Here is a 25977-nt window from a genome sequence, read left to right as displayed (position 1 = left end):
GGCGCTGCCTCGCACGGCCGCCGGTGGAGTGACGTCGGCGCTCCTTCGCACGACGGGCGGGGGCGTCACGTCAGCGCTCCGATGGGTGACGGGCTCGGCCGGACCGACCGACCGGGCCGGGCTCGGCTGTGGCGGGGCGTTACGCGGGGTCCGGTGGGGGCGTCGACGGCGGGCACGCCGGCTCGGGCGCGGGCGTCCACGGCGGGCACCTCGACTCCGGTACGGCCGTCCACGGCAGACACCTCCGCTCCAGCGCGGCCCTCCGCGGCAGGCGCCTCGACTCCGGTACGGCCGTCGGCGGCGGGCACCTCCGCTCCAGCGCGGCCCTCCGCGGCAGACGCCTCGACCCCGGCACGGCCGTCCACGGCGGGCACGCCGGCTCCGGCGCGGCCCTCCGCAACAGCCAACTCGACCCCGGTACGCCCGTCGGCGGCGGGCACGTCAGCCCCGCCACGGCCGTTCACGGCGGACGCCTCGACCCCGGCGTAGCAGCCCGTGGCGCGCACGTCAGCGCTCCTGTCCGGCGTTCTCGTACGTGATGAGTGGGGTGTTCGGCTGGTCGGGGGTCGCGTCGAGCAGGGCGACGATGCCGATCGCGGCGCCGATCGCGAGTGCGGTGGCGGCCAGGACGGTCAGTGCGGCGGCGAGCAGTCTGGACATCGCGGGTCAGCCTCTCTGTCGGAGGTCGTCCCCACCCCGGCCGCTTCGCCCGCGTGACCGTGGTCGTCCCATGGTCGTGCGGCCGGCGGCCCCTGCCCGTTCCCCGGTTGGATCCCGTGGTGCGTTCCCGATGTTCGCCGGTCCCGTCCGGCAAGTCCACAGTCTCGACAATGCATTGACACTCCGTCAAGGGTGCGCCTACGGTTCCCGGCCCATACCGCAGGTGCACTTTCCCCACGGTGTCGACCCGCCCGCACGACCCGCGCGTCGAGCCGCCACACGCCCCCTGGAGTGCCCGGATGCGCCGGAAAGCCTCGCCACTCTCCCTGATCCTGCTGGGTCTCGGGAGCTTTCTCCTCGTACTGGCCCCGATGCTCGCGTGGTACGTGAAACCACATGCCGCCGTGAATCCGATCGACATCGACCAGACCGCCGTCTACACAGGCACGGGCAGCGTCTTCGACGTCGAGCAGGTCGCCACCGTGCCCGACCAGAAGATCACCGTCACCCAGAAGGTGCGCGGAGACGTCGCCGCCAGCGAGACCAGCGGAAACGGGGTCTGGGACGTGACGACCACGGTCGACACGGACAAGTCGCTGCCCGCGGCCGACCCGCACGACGCGCTGGAGTTCACCCCGCACCGGTGGGTCATGGACCGGACGACCAACAAGCCGGTGCACTGCTGCCAGGAGAAGCCCTACATCGAGGGCGAGGCGTACCTCAAGTTCCCCTTCGACGTGCAGAAACGCGCGTACCGCTGGTGGGACAACTCCCTTGGCGCGACGGTCACTCTGAACTACCGCGGCACCAAGAAGATCCGGGGTTACGAGGGCCTCCGCTTCACCGGCACGGTCCCGGCGACCAAGACCGGGACGCGGCTCGTACCGGGCGCGATCGTCGACCTGCCCGAGCGCAGCCAGGTGCTCGCCGAGGAGTGGTACGCCAACCACGGCGTCGAACTCGTCGTCGACCAGCGCACGGGACGCGTGCTGTACGCGCAGACCGGACCGCGCAAGACCCTGCGGGCGCCGGGCGGCACCGAGGACGCGGCGGTGCTCCTGGACAGCGAGAAGATCGCCTTCACCGCGGACACGCAGGAGTTCGCGGTGGACCGGGCGAAGGAGGAGAGCGGTCAGCTGAAGGCCGTGGGGCAGACGGTGCCCATCGGGGCCGGTGTGCTGGGATTTGTCCTCGCCGCGGCGGGAGTCGTTTTGGTCGTACGCGGGCGTCCACATCCCGATACGCCCGAGTCCTCCCAGCCTGCGCCCACGATGTGATGAGGCGTCAGCTCACAAACCCCGGAAATTGTCACCTCGGTGAGTAGCAGCATCCGACGGCTCGGCGAAAACTGTCCACCCCCACCCGAGCACAGCCCGCCCACACTCCCGATACAGCCAGTACCCCAATACTCCACAGATCGGAAGATTTGAAGCTCCGCCGGCCCCCGGCGGATCCGAGTTCCCGCACCCTGCGCCACGCCCAACCGCCCGACCCCCCACGCTGAGTTCCGCACCCTGAGACGAGTTGGAGCACCCATGCCCCAGCACGTGCCGTCCTCGCTGCGCGCCGCGTTCCCGCGCTCCGCGCAGCACCCTCCGGCGCTTCCCCCCCAGCCGCGCCGAATCGTTTTCCTCGCCCGTCGTGACCTCGGCAACCCGGCGGCAGGCGGCTCCGAGCTGCTGGTCGACCGACTTGCCGAGGGGCTGACCCAACTCGGCCACCAGGTCACCCTGTTGTGCGGCGGGCCCGCGGCCTACCGCGACTACAGGGTCGTCTCGGCGGGCGGCGACCTGGGGCACTACCTGCGCGCCCGCCCCACGTTCCACCGCCAGGTCGGTGACTGCGACCTGCTGGTCGAGGTGTGCAACGGCATGCCGTATCTGGCGCCCATGTGGCACCACGGACCCACGCTCTGCCTGGTCAACCACGTCCACACCGACCTGTGGCGGATGCGGTTCGGCGGACCGATGGCGCCCGCGGCCCGGATCGGCCGAAGACTCGAACACTGGGCGCTGGCGGGCGCCGCACAGCGCCGCAACCTGCTGGTCGCCGTCTCTCCGTCGACGGCACACGCGCTGCGTGCGATCGGGGTCGAGCGGGACCGTATCCGGGTCGTGCACAACGGCGTCGAGGAGCCGGGGCCACGGGGCCAGCGCTCACCGGAGCCGCTGTTCCTGGCGATGGGGCGGCTCGTCGAGTACAAGCGGATCGATCTGCTGCTGCGGCTGTGGGAGCGGGTACGCCCGGTCACCGGCGGCCGTCTCGTGATCGTCGGAGACGGCCCCGAGCGGGAGCGCCTGGAGCAACTCGCGGGCCCCGGCGTGGAGTTCGCCGGGCATGTCTCCGAGGCGGAGAAACACCGGCTGCTCTGTGCCGCCTGGCTGCTGCTGCACCCCTCGGCCGTCGAGGGCTGGGGCCTGGTGGTCACGGAGGCCGCGGTCCGCGAGACCCCGGCGATCGCCTTCGACGTACCCGGTCTGCGCGACTCGGTGGTGGACGGCGAGACGGGCGTCCTGGCCCGCGGTGAGTCCTCCTTCGCCGCGGCCTGGTGCACCCTCGCCCTGTCCACCCACCGCCGCACCCTCATGGGCAAGGCGGCCCGCGACCGCGCCGCCCAGTACCGCTGGAACCACACGGTCCGCCAGTTCAGGGCGGTGGCCGGCGAGGCGGTGAGGAGCTGGGCGCCATGACGGCCCCGATCGGGACGGGAAAGGGCGCGGACGAGCGCGCGAGTGGGGGTACGGGTCTCAAGGACCCCTCCATACGCCGCTCCCTCGCCCTCTTCCGTGCGTTCCTGCACGAGCAGGACGACCCCGAGGCCTGCTACTCGCTGCTCGCCCGGGACGCCGCCGACCAGGTCGAGGCGTACGACGGCCCCGTCGAGGGCCGTACCGTCGTGGACGTCGGCGGTGGCAGCGGGTACTTCACCGAGGAGTTCCGGCGGCGCGGGGCGCACGCCTATCTCTTCGAGCCGGACATGGCGGAGTTGGGGCCGAAGCCGCCCGACTCGGCTGTCGTGGCGGACGGTTATCTGCTGCCGCTGGCGGACGGGGTCGCCGACGTCTGCTTCTCCTCCAACGTCCTTGAGCACGTGGCCGATCCGGGGACCTTCATCAGCGAGATGGTGCGGGTGACCCGGCCGGACGGGCTGATCTATGTGTCGTTCACCAACTGGCTTTCCCCGTGGGGCGGTCACGAGTGGGCGCCCTGGCACTACTTCGGCGCGGAGCGGGCGCGGGCCCGCTACAGCCGCCGTACCGGGAAACCGGCCAAGCACACCCTCGGCGAGAACCTCTTCGCCGTCCACATCGGAACCACCCTTCGGCAGGTGCGCGCCCGCGACGACGTCACGGTCGTCTCGGCGCGCTCCCGCTACTGGCCGTTCCTCGCGGGAGCCGTCGCGAAGGCGCCGGGGCTGCGCGAGTTCGCCACCTGGAATCTCCTCCTCATCCTCCGGCGGTGTCCACCATGACGAGCACGGTCCAGGCTCCACCCCCGGCAGCCGTCCGCCCCGTCGCGACCACCTCAGGACCCCCCGAGGGGCCGCGGTCGCGACGGTGGCTGCTGGGGTTCTGGGCTGTTGTGTTCGTGCTGTTCCTGGTGGTGCACCCCGGGCGCACGACCTTCGACACCAAGCTCGGAGTCGCGCTCGACCCGTGGCAGTTCCTGTCCGACCTCGGGCAGCTGTGGCACGACCGGGGCGGCTTCGGCGGCATCCAGGACCAGTACGTCGGCTATGTCTGGCCGATGCTGCCGTTCTACGGCCTGTGCAAGCTGATCGACCTCCCGGTGTGGCTGGCGGAGCGGCTGTGGCTGTCGCTCGTCGTGTCCGTCGCCTTCTGGGGCGCGCTGCGGCTGGCCGAGCGGCTGCGGATCGGCACGCCCGCGTCCCGGCTGCTCGCCGCCGTGGCGTACGCGCTGTGGCCGGTGTTCACGATCGTCGTCGGCTCGACCTCGGCCGCCGCGCTCCCCGGCGCCTTCCTCCCGTGGGTTCTGCTCCCGCTCACCAACGAGCGCTACAGCGCGCGCATCGCGGCCCTCCGCTCGGCGCTGATCATCCCGTTCATGGGCGGTGTGAACGCGGCCTCGACCCTCGCCGCCCTCCTCCCCGTCGGCCTGTATCTCCTCTCCCGCCCACGCGGCCCCCGGCAGCGCAAGCTGATCGCCTGGTGGGTTCCCGGCGTGCTCCTGGCGACCGCCTGGTGGGTGGTCCCGCTGCTGGTGCTCGGCATCTACGGGGAGAACTTCCTTCCGTACGTGGAGACTTCGCAGACCACGACGGCCACCATGTCGGCGACGGAGACCCTGCGCGGGGCCGGGAACTGGGTCGCCTATCTGCACTTCGGCGAGGCCTGGCTGCCCGCGGGCTGGACCGTCGTGGCCTCGGTGATCGTGATCGTCTGCTCGGCGCTCGCGGCGGGCCTGGGCCTTGCGGGGCTCGCCCGCCGTGACATGCCCGAGCGGCGCTGGCTCGTGCTGACCGTGCTGACGGTCGCGCTCATCACCCTTGCCGGGTACGGCGGTTCGTTCGGCGCGCCCTTCCACGGCGTGGTCCAGGACTGGCTGAACGGCGGGCTCGTCCCGTTCCGCAACATCTACAAGTTCCAGACGGGGCTGGCGCTCGCCCTCGTGTTCGGGCTGGCCCATCTGGTCGGGGTCGCCTCGGAGCAGCGGGGGGCCAGGCAGGTCCGCGGGCGCCGTCTCGCCCCGCTGATCGCGGCGGTCCTGATCCTGCCCGGACTGGCCTGGCCGTATCTCAACGGGTCGATCCTGAACCCGGGTTCGTTCCAGGAGCTCCCCAAGTACTGGCAGAGCACGGCCGACTGGCTGGAGAAGTACTCCCCCGACTCCCGCGCCCTCGTCGTCCCCGCCACCGCGCACGGCATCTACACCTGGGGCTCGCCCATCGACCAGCCCCTGGACGTCCTCGCCGACTCCCGCTGGGCGCAGCGCGATTACGTCCCCTTCGGTACCGCGGGCAACCGGCGCGCGATGGACGCGGTCGAGCAGTCCCTGATGTCGGGCTCCGAAGTCCCGGGCCTGGCCGACTACTTGAGCCGGGCCGGCCTCTACTACGTCGTCGTACGCAATGACCTGGACCCCGACCAGCTGGGCTACGTCCCGACCACGACCGTGAAGCGGACCCTGGAGCAGTCGGGCTACCAGCGCGTGACCGGCTTCGGGCCGGTGATGACCGGTGGCCGGATCGCCGAGGACACTCCCCTCCAGGTCGAGGGCCTCTATCCGCGCCAGCGCTCCGTCGAGATCTACGAGCCGGTCAGCGACGACGTGCCGCGGCCGGGGCAGGCCGGGCTCAAGCCGATCGCCGACACCGCCGTCGTCTCCGGCGGCCCCGAGGCTCTCCTCCCGCTCTCCGCCGACCCGGCGATGCGGGACCGCGCCACCGTGCTCACCGGCGACAACCATCCGGGGCTCGGGACTCCGGCACTCCAGGTCCTCGGCGACGGGCTGCGGCGCGCCGACACCCGCTTCGGTCTTGTCAACGCCAACACCTCGTACACGTACACGGCCGACCAGCGCAACGACAGCGACAGCGCGCAGGACGCGGGTGAGGAACCGCACCAGATCCTGCCGACGGAGGGCATCGACCACCAGACGGTCGCCGAACTGCGCGGCGCCCGCTCGGTGACGGCCTCCTCGACCGGCAACTGGCTGTTCTACCTCCCGCAGTACGACCCCGTGAACGCCTTCGACGGCAACCCGGACACCGCATGGGCGGAGGGCGCGGCGGGCTCGGCGGACGGGCAGTGGCTGCGGATCGGCTTCACCGATTCCGTGGACATGCCGTCGTCGTTCAAGGTGACGCCGCTGCCCCAGGACGGGGTGCGGTCCGCGGCGACGCGGGTGCGGGTGGAGACGGAGAAGGGTTCCGTCACGAGCTATCTCCAGCCGAACGGCATGGCGCAGAGCATCAAGTCACCTGTCGGCGACACGAGTTGGCTGAAGATCACGATCGTCGACTCCACGGAGCAGCACGCCGGTCTGACCGGTGCGGGCTTCTCCGAGATCGACCTCCCGAACGTCCAGGTGACCCGTCTGCTGCGGCTCCCGACGGACGCCGGCGACTCGGACGCCACCGCCGAGATCGTCTCCCTGCACCGCTCCGCCGACCCCACCGGGCTCTCTCCGACGGGCACGGAGGCGGGCCTGCACCGCGTCTTCTCGACGTCGACGTCGGGGACGTACGAGATCAAGGCGAGCGCGGTCCCCGTACCGGGCGAGGAACTCGACAAGCTGCTCTACGAGGTGGCGCCGGAGCAGCAGAGCCGGATCACCGCGACGGCGGACTCGACGGCGCAGCTCGGCTCGGGTCTGTCGGCGCGCAATCTCACGGACGGCGACCTGACGACGGCGTGGATCGCGGGCGACAACCCGACGATCCACCTGAGCTGGCCGGACAAGCAGGCGGTCTCGTCGATCGTCCTGGCGCCGGCGGGCGGTCTCTCGACCCGCCCGACGAAGATCGCCATCTCCTCCCCGGACGGGGCGGCGATCGTCGGCGTCGACGAGAACGGCTGGGCCCGCTTCGAGCCCATCACCACCGACCAGCTCGACATCACCGTCACCGAGACCGCGCCGCTGACCGTCCACAACCCGGTCGCGGACGCCGACCTGCAGTTGCCGGTCGGACTCACGGAGGCGTACATCCCGGCGCTCGACCAGTACCGCACCCCGCAGCCCTCGGCCACCCGGGAGTTCTCGCTCCCCTGTGGGAAGGGACCGGTGCTCGCGGTCGACGGGAAGTTGTACGCGACAAGCGCGGCCGGGACCGTGCAGGACCTGGTGGAGCGCCGCGCGATCGACCTGACGCTCTGCCAGGACGACGGCGAGGACGCGGAGTTGGACCTCGCCTCCGGCTCGCACCGGGTCGAGGCCGGAGACGCGGGACCGCTCACCGTCACCGACGTGACGCTGACCCGCGGGACGGTCACACAGGCCCCCACCGCCGGGCGTGAACTGGGGATACGCGACTGGCTGGGCGACCGCCGCGAGGTGACGGTCGGCTCGGGCGCGGCCTCCTACCTCACGACGTACGAGAACTTCAACGACGGCTGGAAGGCGACGCTGAACGGCAAGGAGCTCACGCCGGTACGGCTCGACGGCTGGCAGCAGGGCTGGCAGATCCCGTCCGGCTCGGGCGGCACGGTCAAGCTGTCGTACGAGCCCTCGACGACGTACGAGGCCGGGCTGATCGGCGGCGGGGTCGGCGTGGCCGCTCTCGTGGGCCTCGTGCTGTGGCGCCGGCGCTCGCCCAACCCCGACGAGCCGCAGCCGGTTCCGGCGGGGCCCGGGGTGTGGCTGGGGCTGGTCGCGCTGACCCTGGTGGGGATCGTGATCGCGGGGTTCTTCGCGCTGCTGGTGCCTGTGCTGGCGCTGCTCGCGTGGAAACGGCATTCGCTGCTCGTGCCGATCGCGTTTCTCGCGCTCGCCGGGGCGGGGATTGCCGCCTCGACGGGGGCCGGGGAGGCGGTGGCCTCCGACGCGGGGGCGTTCGGGCCGGTGGCTCAACTGCTGGCGTTGATCGGGTTGTTCGCGGCGTTGGTGACTGTGCGGGAGGCTGTGCCCGCCGGGCCGCCGCCTTGGCAGTGGGGGGCGCCGCCGGGGGCTCCCGGGGCGGAGGCGCCGACGGCGCCGTTGCCGCAGCGGGTGCGGGGGGAGAACCCGGGGCCGGGGGCGTTTGGGCCCCCCGCCGGGGGCGAGCCGGGCAAGGGGAAGCCTGGTGCCGATCCCGGTGCGTCGGCTGTGCGGTCCGAGTCGGGGACCGATGTTGGTTCGCCCCCTCCGCCCCTACCCGTCCCTTCCCGGGGCTCCGCCCCGGACCCCGCTCCTCAAGCGCCGGAGGGGCTGAATTCTCCCCGGCCGGGGCTGGATCTCCCCCGGGCGGAGCTGGATCCTCCCGGGCCGGAGCTGGAAAAGCCCAGGCCCGAGTCCGGGCCGACCATCTCCGCCCGTGGTCCCGGATCCGCCCAGCCCGAACCCGAGCCGCCGACCGTGCGGAACCCGTTCCGTAAGTCGAGGTTCAAGGCGACTTCCTCGGACGACGCGCCCAGGGACAAGGCCACATGACCGCGGTCGAGCACCCGGCGCGGAACGGTGCGGGCGGGCCGGTCGGGCCCCCCGCGCGGGTTCCCTTCCCCGTTGTCGACGAAGTCTCCCGGCACTGCCTCCAGGAGGCGGAGCCGGAGACCGTTCACATCGAGGTCCATCTGCCGGGGCGGCTCGACCACGCCCGCCTGCGGTCGGTCTTCACCGAGGCCCTGCGCCGGCACCCGCGCATCCTGATGCGGGAGGCGCCGGGCCCCTGGTACCGCCGGCGCTACGAGTGGGAGCTCACCGACGGCCCGGACGTGGAGGTGGTGACGTTCCCGCCGCCGGACCGGGACGCGCTCAAGCATGCCCGCGACCGGGCGTTGGACGTCGCCCCGCCGCTGTCGGCCGCACCGCCGGTCCGGCTGGAAGTCGTCGACGAGGACGGCGCGTCCGAGGGCACCGTCCTCTTCCTCACCATGAATCACACGGCACTCGACGGCCCCGCCTGCCTCCGCATCCTGGCCACGGCGGCGGAACTGTACGGCGGCCGGGACAACTCCCCCGCCGCACCCCCCGTACGCACTCCCGGAGCCCCGGAGGCCCAGCGGGTCGACACCCCCTCCAGCTGGGCCCCGCCCGCCCGCGTGGCCCACGGCACCCCCGAACCCTCCCCCGGCAACGGGCTGCTCGTCACCGAGCTCAACGTCCCGCGGCGCCCCAAGGGCTCCCCCTACACGGTGAACGACCAGCTCATGGTCACCACCGCACTGATGCTCGCCCACTGGAACCGGGAACACGGCGCCCGGCCACGCCCGCTGCGGATCACCATGCCGGTCGACGACCGCTCCAGGGATATGGACATGCCCATCGGGAACGGCACGAGACTCGTCGAAGTCACCTTTGCACCCGAAGAGTTGAGACTGCCGGAGAAGACGGACCCGGCGCGGATGGGCGAGCTGCTGCGCCGCACCGCGCTCCGCACCCAGGCCCTGAAGTCCGTGGACCGCCCCCAACTCGGCCACGGGGCCGCCCTCTTGACCGCCCCCGTGGTCCCGGTGGCCTGGCGGGCCGCCCTCACCCGGGGCCTGCGCAGGGCGGCCGGCCCGTGGACGTCGACCACGCTGCTGAGCAACATCGGCCGGATCCCGTACCCGCTGGACTTCGGGGAAGCGGCGGGCCGCGCCAACGCGGTCTGGTTCTCGGCGCCCGCCCGGATGCCCCGCGGGCTGACCGTCACGACCGCGTCCACCGCGGGCCGCCTGCACGTCGCCCTGCGCTGGTCGCGGACCCTGCTCAGCCACGGCGACGGCGCCCACCTCCGCGACCTCTTCGAGCACTATCTGCACGCGACGGAGGAGAACGGCCCATGACGACCAAGGCCCCTGCGGCAACCCCGGCAACAGACGTCGTACGCCGGGGACTTCGCGACTTCTACGAGGACCCCGGCGTCCCCGTCGCCTCCGGTGCCGCCCGCAGCCTGCGCCAGGCCCGCATGCTGGCCGCCGCGCTCGGCCCGGCGACGGCGGGCACCAGGACCGTCCTGGACATCGGCTGCGGCGACGGCTCCGCCGCCGCGACCGCCGCGCCCCTTCTCGCCGGGCACCGCCTCATCGGCGTCGACTGGTCGCAGGACGCCCTCAGACGGGCCCACGCCCATGTGCCGTACGCGATCCGCGGCGAACTCACCGACGGCGGGCTGCCGTTCAGGACGGCGTCGGCCGACGCCGTGCTGTTCAGCGAGGTCATCGAGCACCTCGTCGACCCGGACAGCGCACTCGACGAGATCCGCCGGGTCCTGCGCCCCGGGGGCCACCTGATGCTCTCCACCCCGAACCTCGCCGCCTGGTACAACCGCGCCCTGCTCCTTGCCGGTGTGCAGCCCGTGTTCTCGGAGGTGAGCCTGCGCGCGATCCACGGCCGCCCCGGCAAGGAGGTCGTGGGCCATCTGCGGCTCTACACCGCCCGCGCGCTGCGGGAGTTCGTGACGGCGTCGGGCTTCGAGGTCGAACGGTTGCGGGGCGCGCCCTTCCACGGCGTACCGCGTCCGCTGCGAGCGCTGGACCGGCTGGCCTGCGCGGTCCCGTCGGCGTCCTCCATCCTGCTCCTGCACGCGCGAAGGACGTAGCCCATGTGGTGGGGAGTGGCCGCGGCCCTGCTGGCGAACGTCCTGTACAGCACCGGATTCGTCCTGGAGAAACGCGCGTTGGCGGCCATGCCGGAGGTCGACATCCGCCGCCCCGCCCGTCTGCTTCGGCTGGTCCTGGGCAGTCCCCTGTGGATCGGCGGCTCGCTGTCCCTCGCGGCCGGGTTCGGTGCCCAACTCGCCGTCTACCGCACGCTTCCCATCGCCGCCGCGCAGGGCATCTTCGTCTCCGGGCTGGTCCTCCTCGTACTGCTCTCCTCCCGGCTGCTCGGCGAGGAGACGACGGGCCGCGAGCGGTACGCACTCGGCGCGATCCTCGCCGCCCTGCTGATGGTGGTGCTGTCCCTGAGCGAGGACTCGGACACGGTCAGCCGCAGCGCTCCGGCGCCCCTGATCCTCACCGTCTGCCTGCCGACCCTCGCGATGGGCATCTGGCTGTACGGGTCCGCCGAGCGCCGTTCCCGGCACCGGCACCGGATGCCGACCACCGGCGTCGAATACGGCGTGGCGGTGGGCCTGTTGTACGGGGTGAGCTCGCTCGCCATCAAGGGTGTGTCCAGCTATCTGACGACAAGTGGACTGGGCGGAGCGGTGGTTGGCCTGCTGCGCTCCCCGTACCCCTATCTCCTGCTCTTCACCGGCGCGTTCGGCCTGGTCATGTCGCAGGCGGCGCTGCAGCGCTGCCGGGCCTCGCTGATCGTGCCGGTCTGTACGACGGTGACGTGTCTGTTCACGGCGGTCCTTGGCACGCTCGCGTTCGGCGAGGCGCTGCCGCACGAACCGGTGCGGCTCGCGCTGCGCCTGGCCGGCACCGCCCTCGCGGTGTCCGTCCTGCTCGCCATGCCCAAGCACGACACCGCGCCCCAACCCCCCATTGCCACCAAGGAGTTGACTCCCCCGTGAACCCCGACGACCCGCTGCTGAAGATCCTGGCCTGCCCGCTAGACAAGGGCCCGCTGCACCTGCTCGTACCCGATGAGTCCCTGGGGTCGGAGGCCGCGCTGTACAACCCCCGCCTGCAACGCCGTTACCCGATCGTGGACGGCATCCCGCAGCTGCTGCCGTCCTCCGGCGAGCAGGTGACGGAGGACGAACACGAGGAACTCCTCAAGAGGATGGCCCCATGAGCAGCCCTTCGCCGAGGACCCTGACCGCCCGCCTGGCCCGCTTCCTGCCCATCCGTCTGGTCGCCGCGACCGCCCGGCTCGTCTACCCGCGCTTCGAACCCGAGCTGGCGCGGCTGGGGGACCTCTGCCCGCCCGGCTGCCGCACGGCGGTGGACGTGGGCGGCTGGTACGGCCCCTGGACGCACCGGCTGGCCGACCGGGCAGGCCGGGTGGTGAGCGTCGAGCCGGTCCCGCACCTGGCCCGGCTCCTCTCCTCCGCGAGCCCCGCGAACGTGCGCGTGATCCACGCCGCCGCCTCCGACCGCCGGGGCACCGCCCGCCTGTGGCTGCCGCCGGACGACGCGGGCGACCGGGGTGTGTCGTCCCTGGTCCGCAGGGACATCCACGCCAACGCCCTGGAGGTCCCCTGCCTGACCCTCGACAGCCTGAACCTTCGCAACGTCGACTTCGTCAAGATCGACGTGGACGGCAATGAAATGGCGGTCCTGCGCGGCGCGAGCGCCCTCATCGCCCGCGACCGCCCGGCTCTCTTCATCGAGCTGGAGTCCCGTATCCAGCCCGTCGCCCCGGTGATCTCCCACCTCGCCCAGCAGGGCTACGCGGGCTGGGTCCTGCCAGGCGACACCTGGCTGCCCCTCGCGTCCTTCCCCCTGGAGGCCCACCAGGCCCGGACGTCCCACGTCGTCTCGCAGGGCCTGCTGCGCAGGGTGCTTCCGCCACGCGGCCCCCGCTACGTGAACTCGGTGCTCTTCCTCCCGGACGGCCACCGCCCGGGCGCGTACCGCATACGCGACGATGGACCCCATGCCGTCCGGAAAGCGTCCCACCACCCCGTTCACCGCTCTCGACTTCCAGCTGGTCCTGCTGCGCCGCATGGCGGACCACAATCCTGACCTCGTCGAGGACGCCCGCCACGAACTGGGCGTCTCCATCGCCGACATGCGCGAGGCCAACCGCCGCTGGCAGGCGATGCTGCACGCCCCGCGCTCCCGGGCGGCCACCTCCCGCTACCGCTCGATCCTCGGTACCCCGGAGTCCGTAACCCCTCGCCAGATCGGCGACCTGGCCTGCGAGGCCCTGCTCTGGCCCGTCCCCCTCTGGCCCGACCTCCGCTTCGAGGTCCTGGTGGCCTCGAACGGCATCGCCTGGAACGAATGGCTGGTCCGCGCACCGGGCGCCCCGGGTCCGGTCCTCGAGAGCCTCGACGACCTGACCCCCTGGTCCTGCACGGTCGACGAGGCGGCCCGCGCCTTCGCACCCGCCCGGCCCCTGGAGGGCACGGCACCCACGCGCTGGGGGCTGGCGTTCAAGGCCCCGGACGCGTCGGGCGTACGACAGGACTGCGCGGCGGAGTTCACCTGGGGGCTGTTGCAGCGGGTGGGCGTCAAAGGGCAGCCGTGACGATCGCCTCCGCGACCGCGGGTACCGACTCCGGGTGCAGCCAGAGGAAGAGATTGGGCTCGATCAGTTCCAGCTCCATGACACACGGCTCGCCATCGTCCCCGTCGACCAGGTCCACCCGGGCGTAGAGCACCTCGCCGGCATCCGGTACGGCCGCCAACGCCCGCTCGGCGACGGAGAGTTCGGCCGGGGTCGGCTCCCAGGGCTCGAGCCTCGGATGTGCGACCTTGTCCTCGTCGTACGACGTCCCGGGCTCGAGCACGGCGCCCTTCCTGCTGGCGTGCAGCAGGCGCCCGCCGAAGAACTGGAGCGCCCGCTCGCCCCCGGCGTCGATGTTCTTCACATACGGCTGCACCATCGCGGTCAGCCCCTCCGCGTGCATCCGCGCGAGATGCCGTACGGCGGTCTCCCGCTCCTCGGGGGTGTACCGGGCGGCATACCGGGCGCCCGCGCCGGCGGTGGGCTTCACGACGAACTCACGGTCGTCGGGAAGCTCGACGGGGTCCCCGGGCGCGACATACCGGGTCGGCACCACCGGAACCCCCGCCTCCGCCAGATCCCCGATGTACCGCTTGTCGGCGTTCCACTGCACCACCCCCACCGGGTTGGCCAGCCGAGTCACCTGCCCGCACCGCCCGGCCCACGCCACGAACTCCGCGGCCCGCCAGCTGTAGTCCCAGGTCGACCGGATGACGACGAGGTCGAACCCGGCCCAGTCGACCTCCGGGTCGTCCCAGTACCGGACACCGACCTCGGCCCCCGCCTCCTCCAACGCCGCCGCCAGCACCGGCAGATCCCGGTCCGCGCTGGGCTCCTCGCCCGGGTTGTAGGTGGCGAGCGCGATACGGGCACGTGCGGCACTGCGGGCCACGGCTGACTCCATCCTCGTACGGGTTCCGCGTACGGCGTCCTCGTGCGACATCTCGGGGTGATCCCGCCGCAGACTAGCTGAAGCGGGCCTGACCTGCGGATTTCCACTCCTCGTCCGTGAGGGGCGGTTCGGTGAGCTGCGGCTTGAGCGGGCCGACCACGGCGGCGAGGAGGACGCTGGGGGCGAACAGGATGTGCGCGCCGCGCTCCAGGGACGACACGTCGGTGAAGCGGCGGGCGATGCGGCCGTTGCCGGTGGCGGTGTACAGGAGCCGGTTCGCGTACGCGGCGATGATCCTGTCCCTGAGCGTGGGGCCGTTCTGCGTCGCTCCCGGGTAGAAGACGTCCAGGCCGGTCGCCAGGTCCCAGGCCGCGTTGACCGGCCGGGCCACGGCCTTCTGTACGGCGCGTGCCAGCCCGGGGGTGCCCCAGCCTCGGCGGCGGATCACCTCGCGCAGGGCGAGGGCGCTCTGCGCGGCGACCGACATGCCGTGCCCGTAGACCGGGTTGTACGCGGCGAGCGCGTCGCCGAGGACCGCGAACCCGTCGGGCCAGCGCCGCGAACGCTCGTAGTAGTAGCGGCGGTTCACGGTGGACCGGGTGAAGGCGACGCCGGACAGGGGCTCGGCGCCCGCGAGGAACTCCCCGATGACGGGATGGCTCAGCTCCTCCGTGGCGAACCGCTCGAAGTCGCTCTCGTCGGCGGTCGGTTCGCCCCCTCGGGTGCCCGTCAGCATGACCATCCAGCGCCCGTTCTCGATGGGCAGCAGAAAGCCCGCCCGGCCGGGGCGCCCCTCGCTCGGGTCGGCCTGCACATTGATGACGGGGAAGCCTTCCCGTGCGCTCTCGGGGGCGAGGTACATCCGACTGGCGTACGCCAGGCCGGAGTTGACCTCGCGCTGCTTCGGTGCGGCCAGGCCGAGCGCCGCCAGCCACTCCGGTGCGCGGGAGCCGCGTCCGGTGGCGTCGACGACCAGGTCGGCCGACAGGACGGACTCGGCGCCGTCGGCGCCGCGGACGCGGACTCCGGTGACAGCGGCGGCGGTGCCTTCGAGGCCGAGCGCCTCCGCGCGCTCCACGAGCTTGATCCGGTCGTCGTCGAGGACCAGCGCACGGACGATCGCGTCGAGCAGGTAGCGGCTGATCAGGACCATGTGGTGGGACTCGTTCCAGCGCCGGAACCAGCCCTGGGCCGACAGCACGACCATGTCCGTCGTGACCGCGAGGTGGCGCGCACCGGCTTCCGCGAGCCGCCCGGTGACACCCGGCAGGAGTTCCTCGATCGCCCGGGCGCCGCCGGACCACAGCGCATGCGGGTGCTGGGCCTGGGGCAGGTTCTTGCGGCGCTCGGGGCCCTCGGGCAGGGCGTCCCGCTCGACGATCGTGACGACGTCCGCGAACTCGGCCAGGGCGCGGGCCGCGAGCATGCCGGCGAGGCTGCCGCCGAGGACGACGGCGGATCTCAAGGGCCTTGCTATGGGCGGTCGTTCGCTCAGGGGAGTGGCACTCATGTGGCTGGCACGCTCTCTGCTGCGGCGGTCGCGCGCTCGCGGACCGCCCTGATGTCGTCGGTGTGGCGGAGAGCCCGGGACACGGCCTCGATCCCCTCCAGCAGGTCTTCCATGTCGGGGCTGTGGGGAGGAGAACCGGTGTCGCGCTCCTGGGATCGTCGCCTGGACTCGATGGCAGCCTGGATCGTCACGACACCGGCGAGCGGTTTCGCCCGCTCGGCGTCCCGTCCGAGGCCGACCGCCGCGTCGTACGCCCGTCGGCCAAGGTCCTCGTCGATGTACCGGGCGAGGTGGAGCAGCGCGTCGCGGATGAACGTCTCGCGGCGCGTCAGGCGCAGTTCGGGGGTGGCCCGGAGCCGGAAGGGGACACGGCCGCCCGTGCCGGTCCGCATCAGCACGTACAGGGGCCGCAGCCGCCAGTGGGCGATCCGGGTCTGCCAGCGGCGGTGCAGGTACTGGCCGGCGTACGGGAAGACGAAGCCCGCCGCGATCAGGATGGCGGACACGCAGACGACGGGCGGTGCCAGGTGGGTGCTCAGCCAGTCCAGGTCGTGCCCGGTCCACCGGGCGACGACCGCCGAGAGTTTCGCGGCGGCGAAGAGCAGGTTCGTCGCGTAGCCGGCGCCCAGGAGCCTGAGACCGCCGCTCAGCCACACATCGAGGTCGCCGGTGCGGATCCAGTTCCGGATCAGGGTGGCCGTGATCAGGCAGGCCACGGTGTGCGCGAGCAGATAGAGCACGATCTCTTCGCGCATGAAGGGCGTGGTGGCGTAGTACGTGTCGAGGTCCCGCAGCCGCTCGACCTCGACGTCGGCGAGCGCGAAGAGCACCCACAGCGCGACGATCACGCCCGAGTAGGCGGTGACCACCCAGCGTGTGGCGCGGCGCGTCGTGTCCGAGCGGTCGGAGACGCCGTTGCGCCAGGCGATGAGCAGCAGCAGGCAGGCCCCGGAGAACGCGGTGATGAGGCTGTAGACCAGGGGCGCCGAGATGTTCCGTACGCCGGTGACACGGTTGGTCCAGGCGATGGTCGGCGGCGCCGCGAAGACGAAGATGGCGCAGGCGAGGGCGAGGAGACCGCCGACGGCTCTGAGGAGCGGGTCCTTCCAGAGTTTGAGGATGCCGGGCAGCTTGATGGCCAGGGCGGCGGTGAGGACGGCGGTCGGCAGCCAGAAGGCGATGTGGGGCCCGAGGGGGAAGCGGGAGGTGTCCATCGCCCGTCAGTCCCGGGGGTCGCGGTAGCCCAGCGACGCCTGGATGGCCCGGCCGACCGGATCGGCGGGCCCCCGCCGGTCCGTACGGGGGCCGGTGACCCACGAGCGGAAGACGCTCGCGAGGTGCAGTCCGAAGTCCTCGGCCTCGGCCTCGGCGGTGGCGTGGGATCCGTTGCGGGCAGCCAGGGTGAGGGCGATCTCCTGCCAGCCGGTGCCGTCCGCGAGGGCGCGTGCCGCGGCGGCCGCCCCGTCGACGTGGGTGTCGAGGCGATGGCTGCGGTGCCCCTGCCGCATGTGCCACAACTCATGGCCGAGGATGACGAGTTGCTGCACCGTTTCGGCACGCTCCTCGATGACGACGAGGTCGAAGTCATGGAACTCCATCCACAGCCCGGTGACCTCGAACTCGTCGGGGAAGCGCTCGAAGCGCAGTTGTACGGGACGGCCGTCGCGGCGCCCGCTGATCTCCTCGCACAGGGCGCGGGCCAACTCCCGTACGTCGACCGGGGTGTCGATCCTCTTGCGCAGCGCGCGGCTGAGCTCCACGGCGAGAGCGCGCATCTCGGAGTCGGCCCCGGCCGGCCGCAGAGCGGTCACGAGCCTGCGCATCGTACGGGGGAGCCTCATCGCAGCTCCGCCTCCTCGCCGCTCAGCAGACCGTCCAGCATGACCGCGAGGGCCTCCTGCTTGCGGGGCGCCAGCCGTTTGCCGCGCAGCGCGAACGTGACGACTCCGTGCTTGGTCGTGAACTTGAGCAACGGCCCGTCCTCCGTGGCGCCTTCGAGCTCCCGCAGGATGCGCTGAAGCGCCCCGTTCAAGGCTACGGAGGCGGAGTCGGTGAAGAACTTCGTGCCCTGGTCGATACGGAAGAACTCCGCGAGCAGGGTGAGGTCCGGAACGTTCGGCATCTTGTCGCCGTTGAGGAGCGAGCGCGCCCACTTCTCACTGATCCCGAGCCGGCCCGCGACCTCCCGGCACACATCGGCGGGCCGCTTCCCGCTCTCCCCGAGATACGCCTCGTACAAGGCCCGCACCCGTCCCCGGATCCGCTCGTCCACCCGGCCGTCGCGCGGCACCTCGCCGTCGAGCAGGGCCTGGATCTCTCCCTCGGAGATCGCCGTACGGCCCGACAGCGCACGTACGTCGAGCACTTCACCTCGGTCCAGGCACTTCTCGGCGATGCGCGTGTCCAGGCGCGCGAGTGTCTCGGCAAGAGGCGGGGACTCACTCACCAAGGGGCTCCCGGAAGTTGACCCATCAAATTGTCACGGTTCTGCCGAGACTACGTGCCCGGGTCGGTCCGCGCCATGATTTTCGAACGATCGTTCCTGGGTTGGGAACGATCGTTGCCGACTCGCGTGGCGCTAGCCCTTGTTCAGGGTCCGGGTCACGCCCGCGAGCACAGCCGTGGTGAGCATCCAGCCGGCGGCGATCAGCCCGTACGCCAGCCACTGCGGGCCACCGTCCGTCCAGTACCAGTTGGCCCGCTGACCGAGACCGCCGATGGGAATCAGCAGGTCGAGCGTGTAGACGAGGGGCTGGAAAGGGGCTCCCTCGCCTTGCTTGACCGCGGTCGGATCATTGGCGTCGAAGACCAGCGTGCCGAGCAGGATCAGCGCGAGGAGCCAGACACCGGCCAGCCACGGCCGGTATCCGTATCCGACGGTGGCGTCCAGCACGTACCCCCACGCCCGTGCGGCCGGGCGCAGCAAACGGCGTCGATGGCGCTGCTTCGCCAGGAGCACCCGGCGGGCGTCGTCGTCGTGGCCGACCTTCCGGTAACAGCTCGCGAGTTGCTCGTACGGCTGGGGGCTGTAGACGGGACTTCGGCGCACCCAGTCCACATGCCGGGCCACGGTCTCCCGCCGGCCGACGGCGTCCGGCCGCTGCCCCGCCACGACCGTCTTGATGGAGCCGTAGACAAAACCGTCCAGTTCCACGGCACCCGGCCAGCTGTGCTCGTTCTCGTGGAGGAACGAGACCTGGGCGCCCCGCAGGTCGACGGCCCCGGAGGGTGTTTCGGCGACGGTGAAGTCGAAGTCGGTGGCCTGCGTCTGAAGACAGACGACGGACGGGCCGTCACCGTCGCGTGCCCCCTTCAGGATCGCTCCTTCGAAGCTGAGATTGTCCGAGATCCGGGCGCCCCGCAGCCGCACGGCCCCCTCCGCGGTGAACCCCTCCGACAGATCCAGCGTCGTCGCGGTCACGCTGTCCGCGGCCAGCGCCACACCGTGAGGGCTGCTGAGCCGCGCCCCCTGCATGAACAGACCACCGGGCAACTGCGCGCCCAACAGCCGTACACCGCCCCGCGTGCTGAGGTTCTTGCAGAAGACACCGCCTTCCATGACCAGACCGCCCGCGAACACGGCCCATTCCCCGGGGGTGGATATCCGCGCCGCGGTCAGCCTCAGTTCCCCGGCCAGATGGGCGTTGATGAGCGACAGGCGTCCCCCTTCCAGCACCGATCGCTTCAGGTCGAAATTTCCCTGGATACGAGCCAGCCCTGCCTCCACGTCAGGAACCCAGCTGTCCCTGATCCGGATCGTCCGCGTGGACGCCCCGAAGAGGCTCACCGCCTCCTCCAGCCGACAGTGCTCGAGCGAGAGCGCATGGCCGACCTCGGCCCCGTCCAGGTCGAGCCGCCCGGTGATCCGCGCCCCGGCGAGACGCAGGGAGGCGACGGCACCGGACGGCGCGGCGTCACCGCCCAGCAGCAACGCCACTAGCACAGCCGCCCGCACGGTACGTTCCGGCCCCCACTCGCCGCCCCGCGCCGGATCATCCCCTTCCGGCTCGCCCGTACGCAGATCCACCCGCCGCCCCTCGGGAAAGGCGTCCCATATCCGGCGCTCCGGCGGCGTCAACTCGAAGTCAGGCAGCACATGGGCACAGTAACGATCAGGTCCGCGCGGCGGTGAACTCGTACCGCAACTGAGTACCCGTACTCACACCGCCCCGGGTCCGATCGCTCAGGTGCACCCGCTCCCTCGAACCCACACTGAGAGCCCAACTCCAAGCCAAACAGGTGGTGTTCTGTGGCTCATGCCCTGCAGTTGCGCCGTGCGGTCGCTGACGATCTCGACTGGATCCACGAGCTTCGCCACCGGGTGTACGCGAAGGAGTTGGGGCAGCACGCGCCCGATCCCACAGGACGGCTGCGTGACGGGCTGGACGGCGACAACGTGTACCTGGTCGTGGCGCGCGGTGCGGACAGGCTGGGCTTCGTCAGTATTACGCCGCCGTGGGCGGGCCGGTACGGGATCGAGCGGTATCTGACGCGCGAGGAACTGCCGTTGCTGACCGAGGACGCCCTGTTCGAGGTGCGCATCCTCACGGTCGAGCCGCGCTGGCGGTCGACCAGGGCGGCTCCGCTGCTGATGTTCGCCGCGCTGCGCTGGATCGCCTCCCGGGGCGGCCGCCGGGTGGTGGTGATGGGCCGCACCGAACTGCTCGACATGTACCAGGCCGTCGGACTGCGGCCGACCGGTCATGCCGTGTACAGCGGCGCGCTGTCGTTCGAGGTGCTCACCGGCGCCGTCATCGAGCTGATGAGGACGGCGATGAGTCGGTACGCCGGCGCGGTGAAGCGGCTGCGGGCCGGTCTCGACTGGCAGTTGGACATGCCGTTCCTTCCGCGGGCGGACGGCTGCGAGCACGGCGGGGCTTCGTTCGCCGCCATCGGTACGGACTTCCGCAGCCTGCACCGGCGCCGCGAGGTGGTCGCGGCCGATGTGCTGGACGCCTGGTTCCCGCCGGCCCCCGAGGTCGCGGCGGTACTCGCGGAGGACCCGGCCTGGACGGCCCGGACGTCGCCGCCGACCGGCGCGGAGGGCCTGTTGGCCGAGATCGCCACGGCACGGGCGCTTCCGGTGGAGGCGCTGTCCGTCGGCGCCGGTTCCTCCGACCTGATCTTCCGGGCCTTCGGACGGTGGCTGACGCCGGAGAGCCGCGTACTTCTGCTCGACCCGAGCTACGGCGAGTACGCCCATGTCACCCAGGAGGTGATCGGGTGCCACGTGGACCGGCTGCCGCTGCGCCGCGAGGACGGCTGGCGGATCGACCCGGCGCGGCTGGCCGCTGTCACCCTGTCCGGCCGCTACGACCTCGCGGTCGTGGTCAACCCCAACAACCCGACCGGTCGCCACCTGCCGGCCGCGGAACTGCGCGCGGCGATCGCCGACTCACCGGAAACGATGCGGTGGTGGATCGACGAGGCCTACATGGGTTACGTCGGCCTGTCCGAGTCGCTGGCCGACCTCGCCGCCGTCGATCCCCGGGTGGTGGTCTGCAGCTCACTGTCCAAGATGTACGCGCTGTCCGGCGTACGGGCCGCGTACCTGGTGGCCGAGCCGGCCGTCACCGAACAGCTCCGCCGGTGGACCCCGCCCTGGGCGGTCAGCCTGCCCGCGCAGCTGGCGGCGGTGGCGGCGCTGCGCGATCCGTCGTACTACGCCGGCCGCTGGGCGCAGACCCACACGCTGCGCCATCTACTGGCCGTCGACCTCGCCGCGGTGGACGGCTCCGCCTCCATCGAAGAGGCGGTGTCCAACTTCCTCACCGTGACGCTGCCGCCCGACGGACCGAGCGCCGCCCGGCTCGTACAGGAATGCCGCCGCAGCGACGTCTACCTGCGCGACCTGTCACCGATGTCGACGGCGTACGAAGGACGCACCCTGCGCATCGCCGTCAAGGACAGCGCGGAGAACGCGCGCATCGTGGCCGCGTACCGCACCGCCCTCGATGCGCTGCGGTCCGGCGGGGCCGCGCCCGGGCCGGTGTCGCCGCGTGTGCCCACCGGCATGACCGCCCGGTGACCAGCGTTGCCGCGCTGGCGCCCTACCTCGGCGGGGCGCTGGTACTGGGGGGAGTCGCCGCGGCGGCCTCCCGTCGGCGTGAGCTGATGGTGCGGTGGTGTGCCTGGGCGCTCGGGATGCCGTTGGTCGTCGGGGCGTTCTGGCTGGGCAGGCCGGGCACCGCCGTCATCGCCGCCGCGGTCGGGGTCATCGGGGTGCTGGAGTACGGCGGGATGCTGGGGCTGCGGTGGCCGGACCGGGCGATGCTGGCCACGGCGGTGGTCGCCGTGGTGGGGGCCGCCTGGCTGGCACCCGGGCAGGTGCCCCGGGTGATCGCGGTCGGGGCGCTCGCGGTGGCCGCCGTGCCGCTGCTGTCCGGCGACTCCGAACACGGTCTGCGCCGACTCGGCGCCGGACTGCTGGGGCTTGCCTGGCTCGGTCTGCCCGCCGCGCTGGTACCGCTGGGGGCGACCGGACTCGCCCTGTTCGTGGCCGTCTCGATCGCCGACATCGCGGCGTACTTCGCCGGCCGGAAACTGGGCGGCCCGCCGCTGTCGCCGCTCTCTCCTGCCAAGCGGTGGAGCGGAACCGTCGCGGGCGCTGCGGCCGGCCTCGGCACGCTCGCGCTGCTCTCCGTAGCGACCTGGCAGATGGCGGTCGCGGTGGCGGTCGGCGGCCCGGCCGGCGACCTGCTCGAATCGATGATCAAGCGCGGCGCGGGGACCAAGGACGCCGGGGGCTGGCTACCGGGCTCGGGCGGGCTGCTGGACCGGATCGACTCGCTGCTGATCGCGTTGGCGGTGTTGTTGGTGCTGAGCTGATCCTGGTTCGCGCCGGATCGAGGAAGGCTCGTTCCATCAGAAGTCCGACACGAGTTCACCCGGCGGTGAACTCGTACCGCAGCTCGTACAGATGCCCCGCCTTGACCAGGACCGACGCTTCGATGGGCCGGTCACCGTCACTATGTACGACGCGAAGCGTGCGCAACACCGGTAGGTTGCTGGGGAGTTGAAGCATCTCGTACTGCTCCTGCGTGGGTACGCGGGCCGAGACCCTGTCCACGCTCAGTCTCGGCGGGTACCCGAGGTCCGCAAGGAACGCGGGCGTCCCGCCCTTGATCCTGCGGCGCTTGGTCATCGCAGTGCCCCGGGCGATCTCCAACGGGTAGTAGGACTTGACCAGTTCCACCGGTTCGTCGTCGATCAGCAGCAGCTGGCCACGCAGCAGCGCCGATCCGCCCGACGGAAGGCCCAGCGCCTCGGCTACGTCCGCAGAAGGTGTCACCTCCGCCACGTCAAGCAGCTCGCTGCGGGCCCTCGCCCCACCCTTGGATGACTCCTTGAGCCAGGGATAGGGCTCGCCCGGCTCAGCAGGAGCCATGTAGACGGCCGGCCGGACCGTCCGCTGGCGGTGCTCCCGCACGGTGACGGCGGCACCCGCGCGCCCAACAACCAGCCGCTCTTCCTTCAGGAGTTGGAGCGCCTTCTGCACCGTGGCGTTCGACGCGTCGAAACGGCCCTTGAGCTGCACGGTGGATGGCAGCTTGGCCCCCGGCGCCAGATCTCCGCCCATGATCTCGTCGCGCAGATCGGCCGCGATCCGCTCATGCAGCGAGCGGCGGTCGAAGTCGTCGCCCTCAGCTCTGGGCACGGTCACCGATCCTGATCTCGTACCGAAGTTGCTGACGGTGGGCGGGCATGGCCATGCGGTCGACTTGGATCGGCCGGTCGTCTTGATCGAGGGTGACCCGGGTCAACTGCAGGACGGGTTCATCGTCCGCCGTCCTCAGCACACCTCGCTCGTCCTCGGTCGGCATACGGGCCACGACATCCTCCTGCACCCGAGCTCCCGCATGCCCCAGCTCGGCGAGCAGGGTGACCGCCCCACCGCGGATCTTGGCCGTCGACGCGAGCCGGGTGCCTCGGGCGATGTCGCGCGGGTAGTACGTGTCCGTCAACTCGCACGGTTCATCGGCGAGGTAGATGACGCGCCGACGCACGACGACTGTGTCCGCCTCGGACAGGCCCAACAACTCGCCGATTCCGGGAGGCGCCGACACCTCCCCCGCGTACACGACGCGCTGGCTCCCCCGCTGCCCCCGCGCTTCAAGTTCCGAACTCCAGGCGTCCGACTGCCCGTGCTCACGCGGAGTCAGATAAGGCATCGAGGTACTGATCCACTCGCCGGGACTCATGGCGTCTCCCCTCTCGCGTCTGCGCGCCGACCCAACCTTGCCGCTTTACACAGTAAGCGAGTTGGCGCCAAGAACCACCCATCCCCAACCTTGCCGCTTTTCGCGAATAGCAATACTTTACTGAGGATCGCACAACTCAGGATCAAGGTGGTGGTTCACCGTGTCCCTGCTTCGGCAGCGACGGTTCCCCCGGTCGCGCACCTCAGTACGCGCAGCCCGCGAGTTCGCCCTCTCCACCCTTACGAAGTAAGGGGATCACCAGCCGGCATGAGGACATAAGACTGTGCGTCTCGGAACTCGCCACCAACGCGGTGCTCCATGGAGTGCCACCCGGCCGGCAGTACTTACTCCAACTGTCCCTGGACGGCGACCTACTCAAGGTCGAGGTCCTGGACAGCGGCGACGGGTGCCCGGAGGTCCGTGAGCCCGACACAGAGGGTTGCGACGGCCGAGGGCTCTACCTGGTCCGGGAGTTGGCCGACGAGTTCGGCGTCACGGACCACAGCCTGGGCAAAACCGTTTGGGCCGTCTTCAAAGTCGCGGCATCCCTGGACGGAGAGCACCCGGGCGAGTAAGTGGCCCGGCCAAGACCCCGGACAGAGCGTCGAGGGCCGCCGGGTAGGCCCGTTCGGAAGGGGCCGCGAAGCCGATCAACAGGCCCTCGGGGCGGTCGCCTTCGAGTTCGTGGTGGAGTTCGGTGAGACCGCGCACCGCCACGCCCCGGTCGGCGCACGCGGTCAGAAGGCCAGCCTCCGTGGACCCTTCGGGCGGCAGGGTGACCAGGGCGTGAAGGCCCGCCGGGACACCATGGACCGTGAGGCCGGGGAACACGGACAGCCTGTCGATCAGCAACTCCCGGCGTCTGCGGTAACGCAGCCGGGCTGCGCGGATGTTGCGGTCGTACGCATGCGTGGCGATGAAGTCGGCCAGGACCAGCTGACCCAGCGTCTCCGTGTACAGGTCGGCTTCCTGCTTCGCCCTGACGACCGGTGCGACCAGATCCGGTGGCAGGACCGTCCAGGCCAGGCGGAGGGCGGGGCCGAGCGTCTTGGAGGTCGTACCGCAGTACGCGACCTGGTCGGGCGCCAGGCTCTGGAGCGCGCCGACGGGGCGGCGGTCGTAGCGGAATTCGCCGTCGTAGTCGTCCTCGACGATCAGCCCGCCCGTTGAGCGCGCCCAGGCGCAGACGGCTTGGCGGCGGCCGGGGCGCAGCGGTACGCCGGTCGGGTAGTGGTGCGAGGGAGTGAGGAAGACCGCGTCGGTGCGTGCGGTCAGGGCCCCGGTGTCCGCGCCGTACGCGTCCACCGGCAGCGCGTACGTGGTGAGGCCCGCGCGGCGGACGGTGTCCCGGTAGAAGTCGTGGCCGGGGTCCTCGATCGCGGCGACCTTCCGGTCCTGGGCCAGCAGGACCCGGCAGAGCAACTGGACCGCCTGGTAGTAACCGGACGTGATCACGATCCGGTCCGGGGTGGTGAGCACGCCGCGGGTGCGGCCCAGGTAGTCGGCGAGCGCGGTACGCAGTTCGATACGGCCCTGGGGGTCGCCGGGGCCGAACACGTCGGGGCGAGCGCGGTCGAGGACGCGGCGCGTGGCGGCGAGCCAGGCGCGGGCGGGGAAGGCGCTGGTGTCGGGGCGGCCGGGGCGCAGGTCGTGCGCCGGAGGACGTGTAGGGGTGTCGGCCGGTACCTGAGCCGGATGGAGGGGCGGTACGTCGGCGACCCTGGTCGCTGCTCCCGGCCGAGTGGTCAAGTACCCCTGCTCGGCCAGTTGGTCGTAGGCGGCGGTGACCGTCCCACGTGACAGGCCCAGCTCTTGGGCGAGCCCCCGCGTCGAGGGCAGCGGCGTCCCGGCGGTCAGCCGGCCGGCGCGGATCGCGTCACGCAGCGCCGTCTCCAGACGGGCGCGGTGACCACCCTCGGCGTCGAGATCCAGATGGAGGTCGAGCCGTGAACTGGACCAGTTTCCAGGCATGGGACTGGATCTTATTCGTGGTCCGGGAGGCGCCTAGGTTC

At 71.6% G+C, this 25977-nt stretch carries 24 protein-coding genes; 13 read left to right on the top strand and 11 right to left on the bottom strand.

Annotated features, from left to right (window positions below; all coding sequences use genetic code 11):
• Positions 1 to 65: 65 nt before the first annotated feature.
• Both OG246_RS18110 and OG246_RS18105 read right to left on the bottom strand, forming a co-directional pair.
• Positions 66 to 506: a hypothetical protein gene (locus OG246_RS18110; RefSeq protein WP_266463078.1), complete on the bottom strand. Its 441-nt coding sequence runs from the start codon at positions 504 to 506 to the stop codon at positions 66 to 68.
• A gap of 1 nt (position 507) precedes the next feature.
• Positions 508 to 660 carry a hypothetical protein gene (locus OG246_RS18105; protein ID WP_266463075.1) on the bottom strand — a complete coding sequence of 51 codons (153 nt, stop codon included), beginning with the start codon at positions 658 to 660 and terminating at the stop codon, positions 508 to 510.
• A 299-nt stretch (positions 661 to 959) separates the two neighbouring features.
• Between OG246_RS18105 and OG246_RS18100 the strand changes: the two genes are divergently transcribed.
• From OG246_RS18100 to OG246_RS18055, 10 genes are all read left to right on the top strand, one after another.
• A complete protein-coding gene (locus OG246_RS18100) occupies positions 960 to 1937 on the top strand; it encodes a DUF3068 domain-containing protein (RefSeq protein ID WP_266463073.1) in 978 nt (325 codons plus the stop codon).
• Between the two features lie 258 nt (positions 1938 to 2195).
• The gene (locus OG246_RS18095) at positions 2196 to 3350 is read left to right on the top strand and encodes a glycosyltransferase family 4 protein (protein ID WP_266463071.1); all 1155 of its coding nucleotides are present in this window, start codon (positions 2196 to 2198) and stop codon (positions 3348 to 3350) included.
• Entirely contained in the window at positions 3347 to 4132 is a 786-nt protein-coding gene (locus OG246_RS18090; protein WP_266463068.1) for a class I SAM-dependent methyltransferase, read from the top strand. Before OG246_RS18095 ends, OG246_RS18090 begins: the two co-directional genes overlap by 4 nt.
• Complete coding sequence (locus OG246_RS18085; RefSeq protein WP_266463065.1) at positions 4129 to 8748, top strand: alpha-(1->3)-arabinofuranosyltransferase family protein; 4620 nt, start codon at positions 4129 to 4131, stop codon at positions 8746 to 8748. The genes OG246_RS18090 and OG246_RS18085 overlap by 4 nt, the downstream gene beginning before the upstream one ends.
• Positions 8745 to 10082, top strand: coding sequence for a condensation protein (locus OG246_RS18080; RefSeq protein ID WP_266463062.1), 1338 nt, complete (start codon positions 8745 to 8747; stop codon positions 10080 to 10082). The genes OG246_RS18085 and OG246_RS18080 overlap by 4 nt, the downstream gene beginning before the upstream one ends.
• Positions 10079 to 10837 carry a bifunctional 2-polyprenyl-6-hydroxyphenol methylase/3-demethylubiquinol 3-O-methyltransferase UbiG gene (locus tag OG246_RS18075; RefSeq protein ID WP_266463059.1) on the top strand — a complete coding sequence of 253 codons (759 nt, stop codon included), beginning with the start codon at positions 10079 to 10081 and terminating at the stop codon, positions 10835 to 10837. The genes OG246_RS18080 and OG246_RS18075 overlap by 4 nt, the downstream gene beginning before the upstream one ends.
• Positions 10838 to 10852: 15 nt before the next feature.
• Positions 10853 to 11758 (top strand): hypothetical protein, encoded by a 906-nt coding sequence (locus tag OG246_RS18070; RefSeq protein ID WP_266464333.1) that lies wholly within the window; start codon positions 10853 to 10855, stop codon positions 11756 to 11758.
• Complete coding sequence (locus OG246_RS18065; protein ID WP_266463056.1) at positions 11755 to 11982, top strand: Trm112 family protein; 228 nt, start codon at positions 11755 to 11757, stop codon at positions 11980 to 11982. Before OG246_RS18070 ends, OG246_RS18065 begins: the two co-directional genes overlap by 4 nt.
• A complete protein-coding gene (locus OG246_RS18060; protein ID WP_266463055.1) occupies positions 11979 to 12875 on the top strand; it encodes an FkbM family methyltransferase in 897 nt (298 codons plus the stop codon). The genes OG246_RS18065 and OG246_RS18060 overlap by 4 nt, the downstream gene beginning before the upstream one ends.
• Positions 12778 to 13383: a hypothetical protein gene (locus OG246_RS18055; RefSeq protein WP_266463052.1), complete on the top strand. Its 606-nt coding sequence runs from the start codon at positions 12778 to 12780 to the stop codon at positions 13381 to 13383. Before OG246_RS18060 ends, OG246_RS18055 begins: the two co-directional genes overlap by 98 nt.
• Here OG246_RS18055 and OG246_RS18050 read toward each other — a convergent pair.
• The 6 genes from OG246_RS18050 to OG246_RS18025 form a co-directional block, all read right to left on the bottom strand.
• Positions 13367 to 14266, bottom strand: a complete 900-nt coding sequence (locus tag OG246_RS18050; RefSeq protein ID WP_266464329.1) for a RimK family alpha-L-glutamate ligase — start codon at positions 14264 to 14266, stop codon at positions 13367 to 13369. The genes OG246_RS18055 and OG246_RS18050 overlap by 17 nt on opposite strands.
• A 61-nt stretch (positions 14267 to 14327) precedes the next feature.
• Positions 14328 to 15680, bottom strand: a complete 1353-nt coding sequence (locus tag OG246_RS18045; RefSeq protein WP_266464326.1) for an NAD(P)/FAD-dependent oxidoreductase — start codon at positions 15678 to 15680, stop codon at positions 14328 to 14330.
• 80 nt (positions 15681 to 15760) lie between these two features.
• Positions 15761 to 16978 carry an MAB_1171c family putative transporter gene (locus OG246_RS18040; protein WP_266463049.1) on the bottom strand — a complete coding sequence of 406 codons (1218 nt, stop codon included), beginning with the start codon at positions 16976 to 16978 and terminating at the stop codon, positions 15761 to 15763.
• A gap of 6 nt (positions 16979 to 16984) precedes the next feature.
• Positions 16985 to 17605 (bottom strand): toxin-antitoxin system, toxin component, encoded by a 621-nt coding sequence (locus OG246_RS18035; protein ID WP_266463047.1) that lies wholly within the window; start codon positions 17603 to 17605, stop codon positions 16985 to 16987.
• Positions 17602 to 18210, bottom strand: a complete 609-nt coding sequence (locus tag OG246_RS18030) for a transcriptional regulator (RefSeq protein ID WP_266463046.1) — start codon at positions 18208 to 18210, stop codon at positions 17602 to 17604. The genes OG246_RS18035 and OG246_RS18030 overlap by 4 nt, the downstream gene beginning before the upstream one ends.
• Before the next feature lie 132 nt (positions 18211 to 18342).
• Positions 18343 to 19860 (bottom strand): oxidoreductase, encoded by a 1518-nt coding sequence (locus OG246_RS18025; RefSeq protein ID WP_266463044.1) that lies wholly within the window; start codon positions 19858 to 19860, stop codon positions 18343 to 18345.
• A gap of 153 nt (positions 19861 to 20013) precedes the next feature.
• Here OG246_RS18025 and OG246_RS18020 point away from each other — a divergent pair, with 153 nt between their 5' ends.
• Positions 20014 to 21792: an aminotransferase class I/II-fold pyridoxal phosphate-dependent enzyme gene (locus tag OG246_RS18020; protein WP_266463042.1), complete on the top strand. Its 1779-nt coding sequence runs from the start codon at positions 20014 to 20016 to the stop codon at positions 21790 to 21792.
• Positions 21789 to 22592 carry a phosphatidate cytidylyltransferase gene (locus OG246_RS18015; RefSeq protein ID WP_266463037.1) on the top strand — a complete coding sequence of 268 codons (804 nt, stop codon included), beginning with the start codon at positions 21789 to 21791 and terminating at the stop codon, positions 22590 to 22592. Before OG246_RS18020 ends, OG246_RS18015 begins: the two co-directional genes overlap by 4 nt.
• Positions 22593 to 22647: 55 nt before the next feature.
• Here OG246_RS18015 and OG246_RS18010 read toward each other — a convergent pair whose 3' ends face one another.
• Positions 22648 to 23427, bottom strand: a complete 780-nt coding sequence (locus tag OG246_RS18010; protein WP_266463036.1) for a GntR family transcriptional regulator — start codon at positions 23425 to 23427, stop codon at positions 22648 to 22650.
• Positions 23408 to 23965, bottom strand: coding sequence for a GntR family transcriptional regulator (locus OG246_RS18005; protein WP_266463033.1), 558 nt, complete (start codon positions 23963 to 23965; stop codon positions 23408 to 23410). The genes OG246_RS18010 and OG246_RS18005 overlap by 20 nt, the downstream gene beginning before the upstream one ends.
• A 311-nt stretch (positions 23966 to 24276) precedes the next feature.
• Between OG246_RS18005 and OG246_RS42790 the strand changes: the two genes are divergently transcribed.
• On the top strand, positions 24277 to 24540 hold the full coding sequence (locus OG246_RS42790; protein ID WP_323178301.1) for an ATP-binding protein: 264 nt from the start codon (positions 24277 to 24279) through the stop codon (positions 24538 to 24540).
• On the opposite strand, the gene OG246_RS17995 is transcribed toward OG246_RS42790, so the two are convergent.
• Complete coding sequence (locus tag OG246_RS17995) at positions 24497 to 25936, bottom strand: PLP-dependent aminotransferase family protein (protein WP_266463030.1); 1440 nt, start codon at positions 25934 to 25936, stop codon at positions 24497 to 24499. The two genes, OG246_RS42790 and OG246_RS17995, sit on opposite strands and share 44 nt — an antisense overlap.
• Positions 25937 to 25977 lie beyond the last annotated feature (41 nt).

The organism is Streptomyces sp. NBC_00620, from assembly GCF_026341825.1.
Classification (GTDB): Bacteria; Actinomycetota; Actinomycetes; order Streptomycetales; family Streptomycetaceae; genus Streptomyces.
Note: the sequence above shows the minus strand (reverse complement) of the source record. Positions and strands in the feature narration are given on the sequence as shown.